Here is a 17,452-nt window from a genome sequence, read left to right as displayed (position 1 = left end):
ACGTGCGTCACAGGGCGAAGATCACGCAACTCTGGTCACATTGGCCTCCGTCACATGGATCGTGACTTGCTGACCCCAGCCTACATGGCCTCGTAGTTCGGACCGCCGCCGCCCTCCGGGGGAACCCAGGTGATGTTGCCGTTGGGGTCCTTCACGTCGCAGGTTTTGCAGTGAACGCAGTTCTGGGCATTGATCTGGAAGCGCGGGCCCGAACCTTCCTCGATCCACTCATAGACGCCGGCCGGGCAATAGCGATTCGAGGGACCGGCAAACACGTCGTGCTCGGAGGTCTTCTGGAGGTTCATGTCCGTGACCTTGAGATGGACCGGCTGGTCCTCCTCATGATTGGTATTGGACAGGAACACCGACGAGAGCTTGTCGAAGGAAATCTTGCCGTCCGGCTTCGGGTAGGTTCTCGGCGCGTGGGTCTTGGCCGGATCGAGCGTCGCGCGATCGGGCTTCGCGTGCGACTGGGTGCCAAATAGCGAGCCGCCGAACAGCGTGTTGCACCACATGTCGAAGATGCCGAGCCCGGCGCCGATGAAGGTGCCGAACTTCGACAACAACGGCTTGGCATTGCGGACAGGATAGAGGTCCTTACCGACGACGGAATCGCGCCAACCGTTCTCGTATTCGACCAGCTCATCATTGGCGCGGCCCGCAGCGAGAGCCACGTTAACATGTTCGGCCGCGAGCATGCCGGTGCCCATGGCATTGTGCACGCCCTTGATCCGGGGCACGTTGACGAAGCCGGCCGCGCAGCCGATTAGCGCACCGCCCGGGAAGCTCAGCCGCGGCACCGACTGGTACCCGCCTTCGGTGATGGCGCGCGCGCCGTAAGCCAGCCGCTTGCCGCCTTCAAGCGTCGCGCGGACGGCCGGATGGTTCTTGACGCGCTGGAATTCGTCGAATGGCGACAAATAGGGGTCGTTGTAGTTGAGATGAACGACGAAACCGATCGACACCAGGTTCTCGTCATAATGGTAGAAGAACAGGCCGCCGCCGGTGTTGTTGTTCAAGGGCCAGCCAACCGCGTGCTGCACGAGGCCCTTCTGATGCTTGGCCGGATCGATCTGCCAGACTTCCTTGAGCCCGATGCCAAATTTCGGCGGCTCACTTTTGGTGTCGAGCGCGTATTTCGAGATCAGCTGCTTGGTCAGGCTGCCGCGCGCACCTTCGGCGAACAGCGTGTACTTGCCGAGCAATTCCATGCCACGGGTAAAGGAGTCCTTCGGCTTGCCGTCCCGGCCGATCCCCATGTCGCCGGTGGCGATGCCGCGCACCGCGCCATTGTCGTCATAGAGCACTTCGGCCGCGGCAAAACCGGGATAGATCTCGACGCCTAGCGCTTCCGCTTTGCGCGCCAGCCAGCGGCAGACATTGCCGAGCGAGCCGATATAGCAGTGATGATTGTCCATCAGCGGCGGCATGATGAAGTTCGGCAGCTTGATCGCGCTGGTCTCGGTGAACCAGAAGAAGCGGTCGTCCTTGACCTGCGTCTTGAGCGGACAATCGGAATCCTCGCGCCAGTCCGGGATCAGCTTGTCGAGCCCGGCCGGGTCGATCACGGCGCCGGAGAGAATATGCGCACCGACCTCGGAGCCCTTCTCCACCACCACGACATTGAGATCGGCATTGATCTGCTTCAGCCGGATCGCCGCAGCCAGGCCCGAGGGACCGGCGCCGACGATGACGACGTCGAATTCCATGGATTCGCGCGGGGGAAGTTCTTCGGTGCTCATCTGATCTCAGCCCTTGAGACGGTCCTTGGTCGATTGCGCCCTCTTGTTTCCGATTTTTCCGGGTAGGACAACCTCGGAAATGCGTTTCGCCGGGGTGCAAGGCGCCCCAAACTGGACTAATAGTCAGACTTTCCGATGATCCCAGAACCCGCACCCACGGTCCGAGAGCTGCTCGCCTTCTATCTGGAGGCCGGAGTCGATTGCACGCTCGCGGAGGAACCGATCGACCGCCTGGCGGAATTGGATGTTCCACCTCCGGCCCCGCGCGCGCCACCTCCAGTCGAGGCCCCACGGCCGGTCGCCGCGCCCGCGGTGATGCGCGGCGAGGCGGCACCTGCGCCCGACATCGCGATCGCCTCGGCGCGCGAGGCCGCACGCACCGCGCCGACCTTGGAGGCGCTGCGCGAGTTGATGCAGAGCTTCGACGGCTGCGCGCTGAAGCACACGGCGACACGGCTGGTTTTCGCCGACGGTAATCCGCAGGCGCGCATCATGTTCGTCGGCGAGGCACCGGGCCGCGACGAGGACATCGAGGGGCTGCCCTTCGTCGGGCGCAGCGGCAAGCTGCTCGACTTGATGATCGGAGCCATAGGCCTCAACCGCACCACCGCCTACATCGCCAACGTGATTCCTTGGCGGCCGCCCGGCAACCGCACGCCGACGCCGCAGGAGACGCAAATCTGCCTGCCATTCATCCAGCGGCACATCGAGCTGGTGAATCCGGACGTGCTGGTGACGCTCGGCAATCCCTCGACGCAGACGCTGCTATCGACCCGCGAAGGCATCATGCGCACCCGCGGCCGCTGGTTCGACTACGAAACGGGCGCGCGCACCATCCGCGCGCTGCCGACCTTCCATCCCGCCTATCTGTTGCGCTCGCCTTCGTACAAGCGGCTGGCTTGGCAGGATCTCCGCGCGATCGCGAAGGTGCTGGCGGGCGCGTGAGGAGGCGTACGACCTCTCGCCGTCATTGCGAGCGCAGCGAAGCAAATCCAGAATCTTTCCGCGGAGGGATACTGGATTGCTTCGTCGCAAGGGCTCCTCGCAATGACGACGAAGAGCGAGCGACTAAGTCCCCTTCGGCCGCACGATGGCCCAGCCGATGCGCAGGAGTTGCTGGCGTCCGGTCACCAGCCACTCGAAGGCGCGCGGGACTTCCGGGACGATGCCGGGAAAGCGCGCGAGAATGTCCGGCGGCGGGGTGCCCGCGGTATCGGAAGCGCGCCAGACCACGACGCCGCCGGTCTCGCTGAATTTGGCCTGATTGATCCAGGGTGTACGCGCGGGCTCGGCATCGATGAAGAGATGCGGCCGGCCGGAATGCAGCGTGATCAAGCTCGCAAGCTGGGTCTCGCCGGCGACCGCGCGCAGGCGATGATTGGTGCGGCGGGCAAAGCTCTCGTCGAAGAAGTCCGAAATCGCGCGGGCCGGCATCGAGGTCGCGATCTCGTTGGCACCGGTCCACGGCAGCAGCAGGACGGCGAGCACGACGCCGATTGCGGGCGCCACGACGGCAGCCGCCCAGACCATCCGCAGCATCCTCGCGCGGCGCAACGCGATGAGATCGCCGGCCCCCACGACCACGGCAAGCCCCGACGACACCAGCACGACGCCGGCGCCGCCGACGACGGCGTCGAGGCCCAGCAGGCCGGAGATCAGCACCGCGCCGAGCGCCGGCGCCAGCGCGAAGAAATAGACGAAATTACGTGCGAGCGGCTCGACCGGCGGGCGGTAGATGATCGGCGCCTCCTCGCTCTTGGGCACGAACAGGCCGGTGTTGAGGACGGTCAGCGCCGGGATCGCCGCCGCACCGAGCAGGAGCCCCCCGAGCAGCCAGGCCGCGTGCAGCGCGCGGGCATTGAGCTGGGCGACCGCAGGCAAGGCCGGCAGGACGAGCGCCTCGGCGCGCATCAGCCAGACGGCATAGGGCAATGCCAGCACGGCGACGACCACCAGCGCAAACAGCGGGTCGAAGGCACGCAACGTGCGGCGGCCGTCCGCGGTTGCGAGCGCGAAGACGACGATCAGCAGCAGCAGGAAGATCGCAGCCGGCGTCGTCAGCAGCAAGAGGCCGGCCTCGATCGACCAGGCAAACCAGGCGTTGCCGCGGCGCTGTCCGATGATCTGCCAGGAATGCAGCAGCAGCAGCGCCCAGAGCGGTCGCGCCAGCACCAGAGGGCCGAAGTCGAGTGTGGGCGAGGAGAAGGCCAGCAGCGTCATGGTCAGCAGCACGGCCAGCACTGCCTGCTGGGGACCGACCACCGCGCGGGACAGATGATCGAGCGTGATCAACGTCGCGATCCCGCAGAGCTCGGCCAGCACGTAGACACCGAACAGGTGGCCGCCGGCAGCGCGATAGGCGATGTCGGCGAGCCAGACCGGCAAGGGCGGCCCGAGATCGGTGCCGACCTGGTATTCGCGGCCGAAGGCCAGCAGGGTCGCGAGACTGCCGGGCGGGCTGCGATAAAACACGAGCGCCACGAACAGCCACATCGCGGCCTGGAGCAGCACGGCGATCCAGACGATCAGCCGCGGCCGCGCGCGAATGAGCTCGATGACCAGGGAGGTAAACCGCATGCAACGTCCGAAAGATGCAGCCAACCCGTGAAGCCGGCCCTATTCGCTCACGACTGTTTTGATAAAGGGCGTGACGCGTCGTGGCAACTGAGTCTCGTCTAGAGATTTGCCGACGCGTCGACTTCCAGGCTCGTGTCCACCTGCAACTCGATCTCGGTCACCGCAAACAGATCCTGCGCCGGCTCGACCGTCCAGGGCATGTGCTTGGCGCGTGCGGCGGCGACGGGGGCGAAGAAGCTGCGGTGGTGGACGGTGGGACCGAGGCGGTTGAGCGCGTCGAGGTGCTCGGGCACGGCGTAGCCCTTATGCTGCTCGAAACCGTAGCCGGGACAGTCCTGCGCCAACGCGCACATCAGGCGGTCCCGCGTTACCTTGGCGATGATCGAGGCCGCTGCGATCGACAGGACGATGCCGTCGCCGCCGATCACGGCTTCGCAATCGCATTCCGTGTCGAGCCGGTCGCGGCCGTCGACGAAGACGTGCCGCGGCTGCTGGGGCAGCGCCACCACGGCGCGCTTCAGCGCCCACAGCGAGGCGCGCAGGATGTTGTCGCGGTCGATGCGGGAGCGCGAGGCGACGGCCACCGAGACCTGGGCGGTCGCGCAGATCTTGTCGAACAGCCTTTCGCGCTCCTCGGCTGTCAGGCGCTTGGAATCGTCGATGCCGCGCGGGATGCGGTCGGGATCGAGAATCACCGCCGCCGCCACCACTGGACCGGCCAGTGGCCCCCGGCCCGCCTCATCGCAGCCCGCTACCGGCCAAACGCCGCACTTGATCAGCGCGCGCTCACGGCGGAAGCTTGGGGCAACGATGATGGCGCTCTTTGTGCCGGCCAGCGCCTTGGCGATTTTTTTGGGCGCAGCTTTCTTGTTCTCAGGCGCAGCCTTCTCGTTCTTAGGCGCAGCCTTTTTGGGCGCGCCTTTGGCCGGCTTCTTGGCGGATTGATCCCGAATCATGGCCGGGATCGTGCGCAAGCGGCATGGCCTGCGCAATCGGGAACCTCGAACAATTCCCGTTATTCAAGCCAGCCGCCCTATTCCGCCAGATGCACCCGCCGGTCCTCGCCGACGTCGATGCCGGGCGCGACCACGACCTCCCAGGGATGGCCGTCAGGATCGGCGAAATAGCCGGAATAGCCGCCGTAGTCGGTCTCATGTGCTGCCTTCAGCAACGCGGCTCCCTTGCTGACGGCGAAGACCAGCACCGCATCCACCTCCTCACGCGCGCGGCAATTCCAGGCGAGCGTCATGCCGCGGAACGTCGATGGCCTCGGATGATCAGGCAATTTGGCGTCGACCGCGAGTTGATCCCAGGGAAACAACGCGAGCACCGGACCGCCGGTGTCATAGAACGCAACGGTCTCGCCGGTTACCTTGAGCCGGCGCGAGAAACCGAGCGCGTCGTAAAAGGCAATGCTGGCGCGGATGTCGTTCACGCCCAGCGTGATGACGGTCAGCCGCGGGATAGGAGCTGGCGGTTCCTTACTCATAGACGCCTCTCTCACTTCGTCCCTCAGAACAGGCTGAGCTGATCGCCGTTCCGCTTCGGCTTGGCAAAATGATCCGTCGTCAGCTTGGCGCGCCGTTTGTTCAGCCCGAGCCTGTCGCAAGCGATCTCGAAGCGGCGGCCGATGGTCCAGGCCATCGGGCCGGTGCCCTTCATGCGCTCGCCCCATTTCGCATCGTAGTCACGGCCGCCGCGCATGTCGCGGATCAGCGTGAAGACGTGGCGATACCGGTCCGGATAGTTCGCCATCAGCCATTCCCGAAAGAGATCGCGCACCTCGAGCGGCAACCGCAGCAACACGTAGGAGGCCTCCTTGACGCCGGCATGGGCGGCGGCATCCAGGATGCGCTCGATCTCGGAATCGTTCAGCGCGGGGATCACGGGCGCGACCATGACGGTGGTCGGAATGCCAGCCTCGGAAAGCTGCTTCAGTGCCTCCAGCCGCTTCGGCGGCGTGGACGCCCGCGGCTCCATGGTGCGCGCTAGTTTCGGATCGAGCGAGGTCACGGAGATCCCGACCTTGGCGAGGTTGCGTTTGGCCATTCGCGCGAGAATGTCGATGTCGCGCACGACCAGCGCCGACTTGGTGACGATCCCGACGGGATGGCCGGCGCGCTCCAGCACCTCCAGAATGCCGCGCATGATTTTGCGCTCGCGCTCGATCGGCTGATAGGGATCGGTGTTGGTGCCGATCGCGATCATCCGCGGCTCGTAGCCCGGCGCCGCAAGCTCCTTCTCGAGCAACGCCGGCGCCTCGGGCTTCACGAACAGCTTCGACTCAAAGTCGAGCCCCGGCGACAGGCCAAGATAGGCATGCGTCGGCCGCGCGAAGCAATAGACGCAGCCGTGCTCGCAACCGCGGTAGGGATTGATCGAACGATCGAAGCCGATGTCGGGAGATTCGTTGCGGGTGATCACCTTGCGCGAGGTGTCGATCCCGACCGTGGTCTTGAACGGGGGCAGTTCTTCAAGGCTCTGCCAGCCATCGTCGAATGCGACGCGCGCCTCGGCCTCAAACCGGCCGCTGGCGTTGGACTGCGCGCCCCGGCCTCGCCTGCGCTGGCGGTCGATGGCGACCGCCAGCTCAGGGAAGTCAGAAGGCGCACCCGCCGGCTCGGAGGGCGCCGTGACCGGCGGGTGCTTGAGAGCATGAGAGGATGCTGGACTCATGAAGCCAAGATAGCATGTCAAAGGAACAAATCAAGAACACAAACAAAAAACGTGAAAACAACCCCATGCACAGTCGAGCTGCCCAAATTTCGGGCGGGGGTTTTTGACTTCACGCAACACCAGCGTGACCACGATTCCGTTTGATCACGGGAGGGATCGATCGTCGCGGAACATGGTTGATGACGATCGTTGGGTGAAGGTCGGCAAGAACATGACAAATCAACAACAATTGGCCGCAGCGAGCAGCAACCTCGATCTGCTCGACCGCTATTGGCGCGCCGCGAACTATCTCTCCGTTGGGCAAATCTATCTCCTCGACAATCCGCTGCTGCGCGAGCCCTTACGGCCCGAGCACATCAAGCCGCGTTTGCTCGGCCATTGGGGCACGACGCCCGGTTTGAACTTCATTTATGCCCATCTCAACCGCGTCATCCGCGCGCTGGACCTGAACGTGATCTATGTCTGCGGTCCCGGGCACGGCGGCCCCGGCATGGTCGCCAACACCTATCTCGAAGGCAGCTACAGCGAGCTCTATCCCGATATCGCGCGCGATACCGAGGGGTTGCGCAAGCTGTTCAGGCAATTCTCCTTCCCCGGCGGCATCCCGAGTCACGCGGCGCCGGAAACGCCGGGCTCGATCCACGAAGGCGGTGAGCTCGGTTACGCGCTGGTGCATGCCTATGGCGCGGCCTTCGACAATCCCGACCTGATCGTCGCCTGTGTCGTCGGTGACGGCGAGGCCGAGACCGGCCCGCTCGCCGCGTCCTGGCACTCCAACAAATTCCTCAATCCTGCGCATGACGGCGCGGTGCTGCCGATCCTGCATCTCAACGGTTACAAGATTGCCAATCCGACCGTGCTCGGCCGGATGCGCGACGACGAGATCCGCGATCTCTTCCGCGGGCTCGGCCACGAGCCGCTGTTCGTCGAGGGCGACGATCCCAAATTGATGCACCGGGCCATGGCAGACGCGCTCGACGTCGCGCTCGTCAGCATCCGGTCGATCCAGCAGCACGCCCGCGACGGCCGCAAGAGCGTCGAACGTCCGCGCTGGCCGATGATCGTGCTGCGCAGCCCGAAGGGCTGGACCGGCCCCAAGGAAGTCGACGGCAAGAAGGTGGAGGGCTTTTGGCGGGCGCATCAGGTGCCCGTCGCGAACTGTCGCGAGAACCCAGCGCATCTGAAGATTCTCGAAGACTGGATGCGCAGCTACGAGCCGGAAAAGCTGTTCGACGCGAACGGCGCGCTCATTGCCGAGCTCCAGGCGCTCGCGCCCGAAGGCAATCGCCGCATGGGCGCCAATCCGCACGCCAATGGCGGCCTTCTGAAGAAGGAGCTGAAGCTGCCGGACTTCCGCAGTTTCGCCGTCGAAGTAGCGCAGCCGGGCGGCGTCGTGGCGGAGGCAACCCGCGAGCTCGGGAAATTCCTGCGCGACGTCATCCGCCTCAACACCGAGGCCCGCAACTTCCGCATCATGGGCCCGGACGAGACTGCGTCGAACCGGCTCGATGCGGTGTTCGAGGCCACCGAACGCGTCTGGATGGAGCCGACAAAACCTTACGACGTGCATCTCGCCCAGGACGGACGCGTGATGGAAGTCCTGAGCGAGCATCTCTGCCAGGGCTGGTTAGAGGGTTACCTGCTCACGGGCCGGCACGGCTTCTTCTCCTGCTACGAGGCGTTCATCCACATCGTGGATTCCATGTTCAACCAGCACGCCAAATGGCTGAAGGTGACCCGGCATCTGCCGTGGCGGCGACCGATCGCCTCGCTCAACTATCTGCTCACCTCGCATGTCTGGCGTCAGGACCACAACGGCTTCAGCCATCAGGATCCCGGTTTCGTCGATCTCGTCGCCAACAAGAAGGCCGACATCGTCCGCATCTACTTCCCGCCGGATGCCAACACGCTGCTGTGGATCGCCGATCACTGCCTGCGCACCTATGACCGCATCAACGTCATCGTCGCCGGCAAGCAGCCGGCGCCGCAATGGCTGTCGATGCAGGAGGCAGCCACGCATTGCGCCGCCGGCATCGGCATCTGGAGCTGGGCCGGCACGGAAGATGCGAATGGCGAGCCCGGTGTCGTGATGGCCTGCGCCGGCGACGTGCCGACACTGGAAACGCTCGCTGCCGTCGACCTGCTGCGCAAGGCGCTGCCCGAGCTGAAGATCCGCGTCGTCAACGTCGTCGACCTCATGACGCTGCAACCCAGGGAGCAGCACCCGCACGGCTTGTCCGACCGCGACTTCGACGGCCTGTTCACGCGCGACAAGCCGGTGATCTTCGCCTATCACGGCTATCCTTATCTGATCCACCGGTTGACCTATAACCGCACCAACCACGCCGGCATGCACGTCCGCGGCTTTGCCGAGGAAGGCACCACGACGACGCCGTTCGACATGGTCGTGCTCAACGAGCTCGACCGCTATCACCTCGCGATCGAGGCGATCGAGCGCGTGCCGGGGCTCGCGACCAGGGCGGCGCAGGTGAAGCAGCAATTCCGCGACAAGCTGATCGAGCATTCGCGCTATGTGCGCGAATACGGCGAGGACATGCCGGAAATCCAGGAATGGGTCTGGCAGAACAGCGCCGGCGGCAACACGCCGGCAGAGGCAGGCGACTGAGGGGAGCCATGTCGAACACGGTTCTCGTTCTCAACTCGGGATCGTCGAGCATCAAATTCGGCCTGTTCGATATCTCGGCGGCCGAGCCCGCCCTGCTCTGCAAGGGCCTGCTTGACGAGCACGAGACGAAGCCGCGGCTCGTCGTGAAGAGTCCCGCGGGCGAAGACCTGTTCGAGAAACGGAGGGAAGCATCGGATGCGGCCAGCGATCATCTGTTCGCCGACGTGCTCGGCTTCATCGAGGGTCGTTTCGGCGACCATCGCTTGCGCGCCGTCGGCCATCGCGTCGTCCATGGCGGTCCGGACTATTCCGCTCCGGTCGAGCTGACGGAGGATGTCACCGCAAAGCTGCAAGCGCTGACGCCGCTGGCGCCCCTGCACCAGCCGCGCTGCCTGGCTCCGGTCCGCACTATCACGGCGATCAGGCCCGACCTGACGCAGATCGCCTGCTTCGATACCGCTTTCCACCACGGCATTGCGCCGCCCGCCAGCCGCTTCGCCATTCCGCGACGTTATGAAGAGCGCGGCATCCGGCGCTACGGATTTCATGGCCTCTCGTTCGAATATGTCGCGGGACGGCTCGCCCGAATCGCGCCGCAGCTCGTGGCGAAGCGCACTGTGATCGCGCATCTCGGCAACGGCGCGAGCCTGTGCGGCTTGCGCGACGGCCGCAGCATCGACACCACGATGGGACTGACGCCGCTCGACGGGCTGGTGATGGGCACGCGCTGCGGCAGGCTCGACCCGGGCGTGCTGCTCTATCTGCAACAGTACGAGAAGATGTCGGTCGAAGATGTCCAGCACCTGCTCTACCACGAATCGGGCCTGCTCGGCGTCTCCGGCATCGCGTCGGATATGCGCATGCTGCTTGCGAGCCGCGAAGCTGCGGCGCGGGAGGCGGTCGAGCTCTTCACCTTCCGCGCCGCGCAGGAGGTGGCGGCGATGGCGACAACGCTTGCAGGGCTAGACTGCCTGGTCTTCACCGGCGGCATCGGCGAGCATGCCAGCGAAATCCGCAGCGCGATCGGTGAGCGTCTCGACTGGCTCGGCGTGCGCATCGATGCCGCTGCGAATGATGCGGCGCGCGAGCGCATCAACGATGGCGATAGCGCAGTCGATGTCTTCGTCATTCCAACGAATGAGGAACTGATGATTGCACGACATTGTGCGGCGGTGCTGCGAACAGCGAGTTGACCGGCGTTCATTCGAAGCCCTCGTCAGCAGCGTGGTTGCACGTTTTCCCGTCCTCGCGCTCGTCCGCTATCGCATCCTCCTCTTGCATGATTGCGAACGGCCGGCGCGCCGCGCAATATTGCGGCTCACCTCCGGATTAATACGGACAGGACAGGCTGGGGCGACACATTCGGCAATATCGCCGCCCCGTACGGGACATATTTGGATGCGAGGGCTGCAGCGGTTTACCATCGTCTGCCGAGGCGCGGCCGGAAAGTTGCACTCGGCAGCGCCATGTTTTATGACGCCCTCATAATGAGCTACGCTTCTCCCGAAGTGTGGACAGTGAAGCTTCCATCATGCTGAGCGTCATCATTCCGACCGAAGGCGTCGAGCAGACGGCCGTCGCAACTCTGGCCGCGCTGGTACCCGGTGCCGCCGCAGGCGTCATCCGGGAAGTGCTCCTGGTCGACGGCACCCGCAATGGCGTCATCGAGCGCGTTGCCGACGTCGCGGGCTGCCGTTTCATCGGCTTCGAAGGATCCACTCAAGGCGCCGCGCTCGCCGCCGGCGCACTCCAGGCCCGTTCGTCCTGGCTGATGTTCCTGCCCGCGGGCGCCGTGCTGGAAACCGGCTGGATCGAGGAAACCACCCAGTTCATCCAGTCCGTCTCGACCAGCGGCCGGGATCGTGCGGCCGTCTTCCGCTATGCGCGCTCGCCCTACGCCGATGCCGGCTTCCGCCACATCCTCCGGGCCCTGATGCGCAAGCTCGTCGGTCCCTTCGGCGATCAGGGACTTTTGATCGCGCGTGATCACTACGACCGCATTGGCGGCTACCCGCCCCAAGCCCGCCACTCCGAGGCACGGCTGCTCCGGCGGCTCGGCCGCTCGTCGCGGATCTTGCTGCGCAGCCGGATCGTCATGGTCGGCTGAGGCACGTCGATACTTGCCAAGGTCAAATAATTATTTGACAATGGCAAATATCGGAGGTGACCCATGTCGTTCAATCCTACCGACGACCACATCGCAGCGGTCCGCGCCTTCAACCGCTTCTACACCCGCAAGCTTGGCGTGCTCGACCAGCACCTTGGCAAGAGCCCGTTCTCGCTCAGCGAGGCCCGCGTGCTCTACGAGCTCGCGCAACGGGACGACCTTGCCGCCAAGGAGATCGGCAACGAGCTTGGCCTCGACCCCGGCTATCTCAGCCGGATCGTGCAAAGCTTCGACGAAAAGGGCCTGATCACCCGCAGGGCCCTGCCCGCGGATCGCAGGCAATACCAGCTCAGCCTCACCGCCAAGGGGCGCCAGGCCTTTGCCAAGCTGAACCTGGGCTCGCAAAATGAGGTCGCCGCAATGCTGGCTCAGCTTTCGACCAGCGATGCAACGCGGCTCACGCAGGCTATGGCGACCATCGAGGCCGTGCTGGAGCATCGAAGCCACCCCGCGGCTTTCATGCTGCGCAGCCATCGCGTCGGCGACATGGGCTGGGTCATCTCCCGGCAGGCCGCCGCCTATGCGGCCGACTACAACTGGGATATCAGCTACGAGGCCCTGGTCGCCGAGATCTGCGCACAGTTCATCAAGAACTATGACGCCGCCCGCGAGCACTGCTGGATTGCGGAAGTGGGCGGAGAGCCGGTCGGCTCTATCTTTCTGGTCAAGGCCACGGACCAGATCGCCAAGCTGCGCCTGTTGCAGGTGGAAAAGAAAGCGCGGGGACTCGGTGTCGGCCGCGCGCTGGTCGACCAATGCATCCAGGGTGCGCGCGAGAGGGGCTACAGCAAGATGACGCTGTGGACGCAAAGCATCCTGGTCGCCGCGCGTGGCATCTATCAAAGCGCAGGCTTCAAGCTCGTGAAGAGCGAGCCGCATCACAGCTTCGGGCAGGATCTGATTGGGGAAACGTGGGAGCGGGATCTGTAGAACTCTCGCAACGAGCGAGAGGCGCATGTATGCGCCCTCGCCCCTTGTGGGAGAGGGCAGCGATGCTGCCAGACGCACACTCACTAGGGCGAGGGGTATGTCTCCGAGCACTCCGTGCCGATAGATACCCAAGCTTCGCTTCGGCATTCTTTAAGGACGGGCGGCCGAAGGCGGCCTATGCCACCTTTCCCGCATCCGCCTTCGCTAAAGCTTCGGCCGACATGAGCGGAGAAGAAATGTCCAACTACACCGTCGCGCCCTGGGCCTTCGGCCGGCGCAGGTGCTCGTCCAGCCGCGGCATGATCTCGACGAAATTGCAGGGGCGCGTGCGGTAGTCGAGCTGGGCTTTGAGGATGCCGTCCCAGCCGTCGCGGCAGGCACCGGGCGAACCTGGGAGGCAGAAGATGTAGGTTGCGCCCGCGACGCCGGCCGTGGCGCGGCTCTGGATCGTCGACGTTCCGATCTTGGCGTGGCTCAGCATGTGGAATGAGATCGAGAAACCGTCCATGCGCTTCTCGAACAAGGGCTCGATCGCCTCCGGCGTGACGTCGCGCCCGGTGAAACCGGTGCCGCCGGTGGTGATGACGACGTCGACACCTGCGTCCGCAATCCAGCGGCGGATGACGGTGCGGATCGCCTCGACGTCATCGGTGACGATCTCGCGCGCGGCGAGATGATGGCCGGCAGCGGTGAGACGGTCGGCCAGGGTCTGGCCGGATTTATCATCCGCCAGCGCGCGCGTGTCCGACACGGTGAGCACCGCGATGTTGAGCGGGACGAACTGTTTTGTTTCGTCGATGGAGGTCATTGCAACGCACCTTCTTCACAGACCACAGACGTCATCCTGAGGTGCGCGCTCTTGCGCCCTCGAAGGATGGGCCACGGGCTCGCCATCCTTCGAGGCTCGCCAATTGGCGAGCACCTCAGGATGACGGATAACCCCTACTGTCCGCCCCCAAACGTGTTGCAGGCCTGGACGGTGCCCTGCTGGTAGCCGGTCATGAACCATTGTTTGCGTTGCGCCGCCGAGCCGTGGGTGAAGGAATCGGGCACGACGCGGCCTGTGGACTGGCGCTGCAGCGTGTCGTCGCCGATCGCGCTCGCCGTGGTGAGTGCGGCGTCGATGTCGCCCGGCTCCAGGAAGTTCGGCCGCTTCTTCGCCTCGCGATTGACCCAGACACCGGACAGGCAGTCGGCCTGCAATTCGACCTTCACCTGCAGCGCATTGGCCTCCGCCTTGCTGCCGGCCTGCTGCTGCAGCCGCGTCACGCGCGGAATGATGCCGAGCAGGTTCTGGATGTGATGGCCGGCCTCATGGGCGATGATGTAGGCGGTGGTGAAGTTACAGGCCGACTTGCCGGAGCAGCCGCGAAAACGCGTCTCGACCTCTCGGAAGAAACCGGTGTCGAGGAAGATGGTCCTGTCGGGCGGACAATAGAACGGTCCCATCGCCGACTCCGCCCGGCCGCAGCGCCCGCCATTGGTGACGTTGCGGAACAGCACGACCTTTGGACCGGTAAAGGACTGGCCGGAGGCCTGGAAGATCTCGCTCCAGCGATCGTCGATCTCGCCGAGGATGCCGGAGATCATGCTGCCCATCTCGTCGGTCGGCGCGCCGCGCTTGGCGTTGGACGACGATTGGCGATCGGTCTGGTAGGACGGCGCCTGGCCGCCGCCGGTGAGTATCTCGGCGCCGCCGATCAGGATGCGCGGATCGATGCCGAAGGCGTAGCCGACCAGGCCGAGCACGATGATGGTACCGATCCCAAGCCCGCCGCCGCCCATGGGGAGGCCGAACCCGCCTCCTCCACCGCCGCCGCCACCATCGTCGCGACGATCCTCGATGTCGTCGCTGCGGCGGAAATCATCGTAGCGCATGGCGGCTTCCCTCGGTCCTAGCTCAATTCGGCGCGAAAGCGCGAAAGCTCAACGCGCCACATACGTTTCCGTTGCGTTAATCAATATCCCGCTCGGCAATTATTGCCTAGTGCGACAGCATGGCAATGCCAGCAATTTTTTCCGGGCATCGAGCAATTTTTTCCGAGAGGAATTTTGAGTCTTTTTGCGCTCCGATCACAGCCGCAACGCGAAGAAACGCGAAATACACTGCAAAACATGGAGAATGCGCGGAGCGAGCCGCGTGCAAGGCGCGATGTGAGGGCTGTTCACGAAAGCCACGGGTTAAGTCGATTTTTACTTTGCCGCTTCAATGTAACGGTCAGTCGGTTGTTTGGTCCCGCGTCGCCGACAGCGTCGCCTGAGTCAGAGTTCTTGAGTCATGGTAGAGTCGCGTCGCGGGGCGTCTGCAAGGGCGCCCCGCACAAATTTTGAGTCTCCTTCGCACAGCATCGTCCTCGGCGATTGCGTCGCCGAGATGTCGAAGCTTCAGGCTGGTTCGGTCGACCTGGTGTTCGCCGATCCACCCTACAATCTCCAGCTTAAGGGCGATCTCAAGCGCCCCGACGAATCTCATGTCGATGCGGTCGACGACGACTGGGACAAGTTCGATTCGTTCTCCGCCTATGACGATTTCACCCGCGCCTGGCTGCTCGCCGCCCGCCGCGCGATGAAGCCGTCGGCGACGATCTGGGTGATCGGCTCCTATCACAACATCTTCCGCGTCGGCGCGATCATGCAGGACCTCGGCTTCTGGCTGCTGAACGACATCGTCTGGCGCAAGACCAACCCGATGCCGAATTTCCGCGGCCGCCGCTTCACCAATGCGCACGAGACCATGATCTGGGCCGCGCGGGACGAGAAGGCCAAGGGCTACACGTTCAACTACGAGGCGCTGAAGGCCGCCAACGAGGACGTGCAGGCACGGTCCGACTGGCTGATCCCGCTTTGCACCGGCGAGGAGCGCCTCAAGGGCGCCGACGGCAAGAAAGTGCACCCGACGCAGAAACCGGAAGGCCTGCTGGCGCGCGTGCTGCTGTCGTCCTCCAAACCCGGCGATCTCGTGATCGATCCCTTCAATGGCACCGGCACCACCGGCGCGGTCGCAAAGCGCCTCGGCCGCTCCTATATCGGCTTCGAGCGCGACAAGACCTATGCGAAAGCGGCCGAAGCGCGCATCGCCGCGATCGAGCCGCTTCCGGAGGCAAGCCTCGCCCCGTTCATGACGGCGCGCGAAGCGCCGCGTGTGGCGTTCTCCGAGCTGATCGAGCGTGGCATGATCATGCCCGGCACCAAGCTGTTCGACGCGAAGAAGAAACTCGGCGCGCTGGTGCGTGCCGACGGCGCCATCATGTTCGGCGACAAGGTCGGCTCCATCCACCGCATGGGCGCAGTGGCGCAGGGCGCGCAAGCCTGCAACGGCTGGACCTTCTGGCACATCGAGACCAAGAAGGGTCTTAAGCTGATCGACGAGCTGCGCGCCGAGATCCGCGCCGGCATGGCGGCGGGGTAGCCTTCCTTTCGTCGTCCCGGAGCGCGCCTCCTGGCGCGGCCCCGGAATGACGAGACTGGTTGAATACAGCGGCCGGCGGGACTAGATTGACCGCCTACGCCCCGTCTTGACCGGTCGAGCCATGCGACGACAGTCCGAGACATTGCTGCTGGTGCCGCTGCTGCCGATCTTTCTGGTCGGCATGTTTCCGATGTTCCTGATCGCGCTGCTGGGATTTTTCGGCCTCGCCTTGTTCGGCGTGCTCGTGGTCTGTGTCGGGCTCGCCAGCAGCAACGAGGCCCACGACAGCTTCAATCACGACGTCATCGTTCACGGCTACGCGCGCGGATCGGAGCGCGCGGCGCGGGCCTCCGACATGCATATCGCTACCCGGCTCGGGTTGCGCCTGGAGGTCGTGGGCGCGGCCATGGTCATTACGGCGGCGATCGGCCTTTGTTACGCCGGCTGATCTGCGTGACGCGCAGACGCCGCCCGGCAAACTCGCCGGTTGCCCTCCCCGATAAGGTTCAGGCAAGACAAGGCAGCTTGCGGACATGTTGCTGACTCCACTCTCAGCAAACAAACACAGGGGAGATGCCCGATGCTCAAATTCTATTTCAACGGTTCGCCGAACCCGACCAAGGTCGCGCTTTATCTCGAAGAGGCCGGCCTGCCCTTCGAGCCGGTGAAGATCGACACCCGCACGGGCGAGCAGTTCACGCCGGACTACCTGAAGATCAATCCGAACGGCAAGGTGCCGGCGATCGACGACAACGGCACCATCGTGTTCGATTCCAACGCCATCCTGCTGTATCTCGCCGAGAAGACCGGCAAATTCCTGCCGGCCGCCAATGTTCGCGGCGAGATGCTGTCATGGCTGATGTTCGTCGCCACCGGCGTCGGGCCGTATTCGGGCCAGGCCGTGCACTTCAAGCATTTTGCGCCGAAAGACCAGAACCACGACTACGCGCATAACCGCTATCAGTTCGAGACCGATCGCCATTACAAGATTCTCGACGGCCACCTCAAAGGCCGCCGCTATATGGTCGGCGACAGCTATTCGATCGTCGACATGGCGCTGTGGGGGTGGGCGCGGATGGTGCCGTTCAAGCTCGGCGACGATGCCTTCGCGCGATACCCGAACGTGAAGCGGCTGGTGGACGAGATCTCGGCGCGGCCTGCGGCGACGCGCGCGATCGCGCTGAAGGACAAGTTCACCTTCAAGGCGGAAATGGACGACGAGGCGCGCAGCAACATGTTCAAGCACATGACGACGAAAGTCGCCTGATCGTCTCAGGTCACAATGCGAGGCCACGCGCATGCGCGTGGCCTTTTGCTTCTTGAGG

At 64.5% G+C, this 17,452-nt stretch carries 15 protein-coding genes; 8 read left to right on the top strand and 7 right to left on the bottom strand.

From position 1 onward, the window contains the following. Positions 1–80: 80 nt before the first annotated feature. Positions 81–1,742: an electron transfer flavoprotein-ubiquinone oxidoreductase gene (locus AC0L23_RS17500; RefSeq protein ID WP_018454907.1), complete on the bottom strand. Its 1,662-nt coding sequence runs from the start codon at positions 1,740–1,742 to the stop codon at positions 81–83. 135 nt (positions 1,743–1,877) lie between these two features. Here AC0L23_RS17500 and AC0L23_RS17495 point away from each other — a divergent pair, with 135 nt between their 5' ends. Next, positions 1,878–2,687: a uracil-DNA glycosylase gene (locus AC0L23_RS17495; RefSeq protein ID WP_085361339.1), complete on the top strand. Its 810-nt coding sequence runs from the start codon at positions 1,878–1,880 to the stop codon at positions 2,685–2,687. Positions 2,688–2,810: 123 nt separating this feature from the next. Here the strand turns inward: AC0L23_RS17495 and AC0L23_RS17490 are convergent, their stop codons facing one another. From AC0L23_RS17490 to AC0L23_RS17475, 4 genes are all read right to left on the bottom strand, one after another. Continuing rightward, positions 2,811–4,319 (bottom strand): glycosyltransferase family 39 protein, encoded by a 1,509-nt coding sequence (locus AC0L23_RS17490; RefSeq protein WP_085361338.1) that lies wholly within the window; start codon positions 4,317–4,319, stop codon positions 2,811–2,813. A gap of 98 nt (positions 4,320–4,417) precedes the next feature. Further along, complete coding sequence (locus tag AC0L23_RS17485) at positions 4,418–5,275, bottom strand: ribonuclease HII (protein ID WP_085361381.1); 858 nt, start codon at positions 5,273–5,275, stop codon at positions 4,418–4,420. Positions 5,276–5,352: 77 nt separating this feature from the next. Continuing rightward, complete coding sequence (locus AC0L23_RS17480; RefSeq protein ID WP_018454911.1) at positions 5,353–5,808, bottom strand: VOC family protein; 456 nt, start codon at positions 5,806–5,808, stop codon at positions 5,353–5,355. Positions 5,809–5,831: 23 nt separating this feature from the next. Further along, on the bottom strand, positions 5,832–6,995 hold the full coding sequence (locus tag AC0L23_RS17475; protein WP_018454912.1) for a PA0069 family radical SAM protein: 1,164 nt from the start codon (positions 6,993–6,995) through the stop codon (positions 5,832–5,834). A 211-nt stretch (positions 6,996–7,206) separates the two neighbouring features. On the opposite strand from AC0L23_RS17475, the gene AC0L23_RS17470 reads away from it, so the two are divergent. From AC0L23_RS17470 to AC0L23_RS17455, 4 genes are all read left to right on the top strand, one after another. Continuing rightward, the gene (locus AC0L23_RS17470) at positions 7,207–9,621 is read left to right on the top strand and encodes a phosphoketolase family protein (RefSeq protein WP_085384929.1); all 2,415 of its coding nucleotides are present in this window, start codon (positions 7,207–7,209) and stop codon (positions 9,619–9,621) included. Between the two features lie 8 nt (positions 9,622–9,629). After that, on the top strand, positions 9,630–10,814 hold the full coding sequence (locus AC0L23_RS17465) for an acetate/propionate family kinase (RefSeq protein ID WP_085361337.1): 1,185 nt from the start codon (positions 9,630–9,632) through the stop codon (positions 10,812–10,814). A 338-nt stretch (positions 10,815–11,152) separates the two neighbouring features. After that, positions 11,153–11,728, top strand: a complete 576-nt coding sequence (locus AC0L23_RS17460) for a glycosyltransferase family protein (protein WP_018454915.1) — start codon at positions 11,153–11,155, stop codon at positions 11,726–11,728. A gap of 63 nt (positions 11,729–11,791) precedes the next feature. Then, positions 11,792–12,718 carry a bifunctional helix-turn-helix transcriptional regulator/GNAT family N-acetyltransferase gene (locus AC0L23_RS17455; protein WP_085352622.1) on the top strand — a complete coding sequence of 309 codons (927 nt, stop codon included), beginning with the start codon at positions 11,792–11,794 and terminating at the stop codon, positions 12,716–12,718. 244 nt (positions 12,719–12,962) lie between these two features. On the opposite strand, the gene moaB is transcribed toward AC0L23_RS17455, so the two are convergent. Both moaB and ypfJ read right to left on the bottom strand, forming a co-directional pair. Continuing rightward, the gene (gene moaB, locus AC0L23_RS17450) at positions 12,963–13,526 is read right to left on the bottom strand and encodes a molybdenum cofactor biosynthesis protein B (RefSeq protein ID WP_018454917.1); all 564 of its coding nucleotides are present in this window, start codon (positions 13,524–13,526) and stop codon (positions 12,963–12,965) included. 134 nt (positions 13,527–13,660) lie between these two features. Continuing rightward, entirely contained in the window at positions 13,661–14,596 is a 936-nt protein-coding gene (gene ypfJ / locus AC0L23_RS17445) for a KPN_02809 family neutral zinc metallopeptidase (protein WP_085352623.1), read from the bottom strand. A 400-nt stretch (positions 14,597–14,996) separates the two neighbouring features. On the opposite strand from ypfJ, the gene AC0L23_RS17440 reads away from it, so the two are divergent. The 3 genes from AC0L23_RS17440 (at position 14,997) to AC0L23_RS17430 (ending at position 17,394) form a co-directional block, all read left to right on the top strand. Next, positions 14,997–16,127, top strand: a complete 1,131-nt coding sequence (locus AC0L23_RS17440) for a site-specific DNA-methyltransferase (RefSeq protein ID WP_085352624.1) — start codon at positions 14,997–14,999, stop codon at positions 16,125–16,127. A gap of 121 nt (positions 16,128–16,248) precedes the next feature. After that, positions 16,249–16,575, top strand: coding sequence for a hypothetical protein (locus AC0L23_RS17435; RefSeq protein ID WP_018454920.1), 327 nt, complete (start codon positions 16,249–16,251; stop codon positions 16,573–16,575). 132 nt (positions 16,576–16,707) lie between these two features. Continuing rightward, on the top strand, positions 16,708–17,394 hold the full coding sequence (locus tag AC0L23_RS17430) for a glutathione S-transferase family protein (RefSeq protein WP_085352625.1): 687 nt from the start codon (positions 16,708–16,710) through the stop codon (positions 17,392–17,394). The last annotated feature ends 58 nt before the right edge of the window (positions 17,395–17,452 follow it).

The sequence above is a fragment of the Bradyrhizobium sp. MI1.4 genome (assembly GCF_055811315.1).
The sequence above is the reverse complement of the archived record's forward strand: the minus strand, read 5'-3'. Positions and strand labels throughout refer to the sequence as shown.

What these genes read in the sequence shown, in the direction of transcription:
- AC0L23_RS17480 (WP_018454911.1), bottom strand. Translation starts at nt 5,808, where the DNA reads ATGAGTAAGGAACCGCCAGCTCCTATCCCGCGGCTGACCGTCATCACG.
- AC0L23_RS17490 (WP_085361338.1), bottom strand. Translation starts at nt 4,319, where the DNA reads ATGCGGTTTACCTCCCTGGTCATCGAGCTCATTCGCGCGCGGCCGCGG.
- AC0L23_RS17470 (WP_085384929.1), top strand. Translation starts at nt 7,207, where the DNA reads ATGACAAATCAACAACAATTGGCCGCAGCGAGCAGCAACCTCGATCTG.
- AC0L23_RS17485 (WP_085361381.1), bottom strand. Translation starts at nt 5,275, where the DNA reads ATGATTCGGGATCAATCCGCCAAGAAGCCGGCCAAAGGCGCGCCCAAA.
- AC0L23_RS17475 (WP_018454912.1), bottom strand. Translation starts at nt 6,995, where the DNA reads ATGAGTCCAGCATCCTCTCATGCTCTCAAGCACCCGCCGGTCACGGCG.
- AC0L23_RS17435 (WP_018454920.1), top strand. Translation starts at nt 16,249, where the DNA reads ATGCGACGACAGTCCGAGACATTGCTGCTGGTGCCGCTGCTGCCGATC.
- AC0L23_RS17495 (WP_085361339.1), top strand. Translation starts at nt 1,878, where the DNA reads ATGATCCCAGAACCCGCACCCACGGTCCGAGAGCTGCTCGCCTTCTAT.
- moaB (WP_018454917.1), bottom strand. Translation starts at nt 13,526, where the DNA reads ATGACCTCCATCGACGAAACAAAACAGTTCGTCCCGCTCAACATCGCG.
- AC0L23_RS17440 (WP_085352624.1), top strand. Translation starts at nt 14,997, where the DNA reads ATGGTAGAGTCGCGTCGCGGGGCGTCTGCAAGGGCGCCCCGCACAAAT.
- AC0L23_RS17465 (WP_085361337.1), top strand. Translation starts at nt 9,630, where the DNA reads ATGTCGAACACGGTTCTCGTTCTCAACTCGGGATCGTCGAGCATCAAA.
- ypfJ (WP_085352623.1), bottom strand. Translation starts at nt 14,596, where the DNA reads ATGCGCTACGATGATTTCCGCCGCAGCGACGACATCGAGGATCGTCGC.
- AC0L23_RS17460 (WP_018454915.1), top strand. Translation starts at nt 11,153, where the DNA reads ATGCTGAGCGTCATCATTCCGACCGAAGGCGTCGAGCAGACGGCCGTC.
- AC0L23_RS17455 (WP_085352622.1), top strand. Translation starts at nt 11,792, where the DNA reads ATGTCGTTCAATCCTACCGACGACCACATCGCAGCGGTCCGCGCCTTC.
- AC0L23_RS17430 (WP_085352625.1), top strand. Translation starts at nt 16,708, where the DNA reads ATGCTCAAATTCTATTTCAACGGTTCGCCGAACCCGACCAAGGTCGCG.
- AC0L23_RS17500 (WP_018454907.1), bottom strand. Translation starts at nt 1,742, where the DNA reads ATGAGCACCGAAGAACTTCCCCCGCGCGAATCCATGGAATTCGACGTC.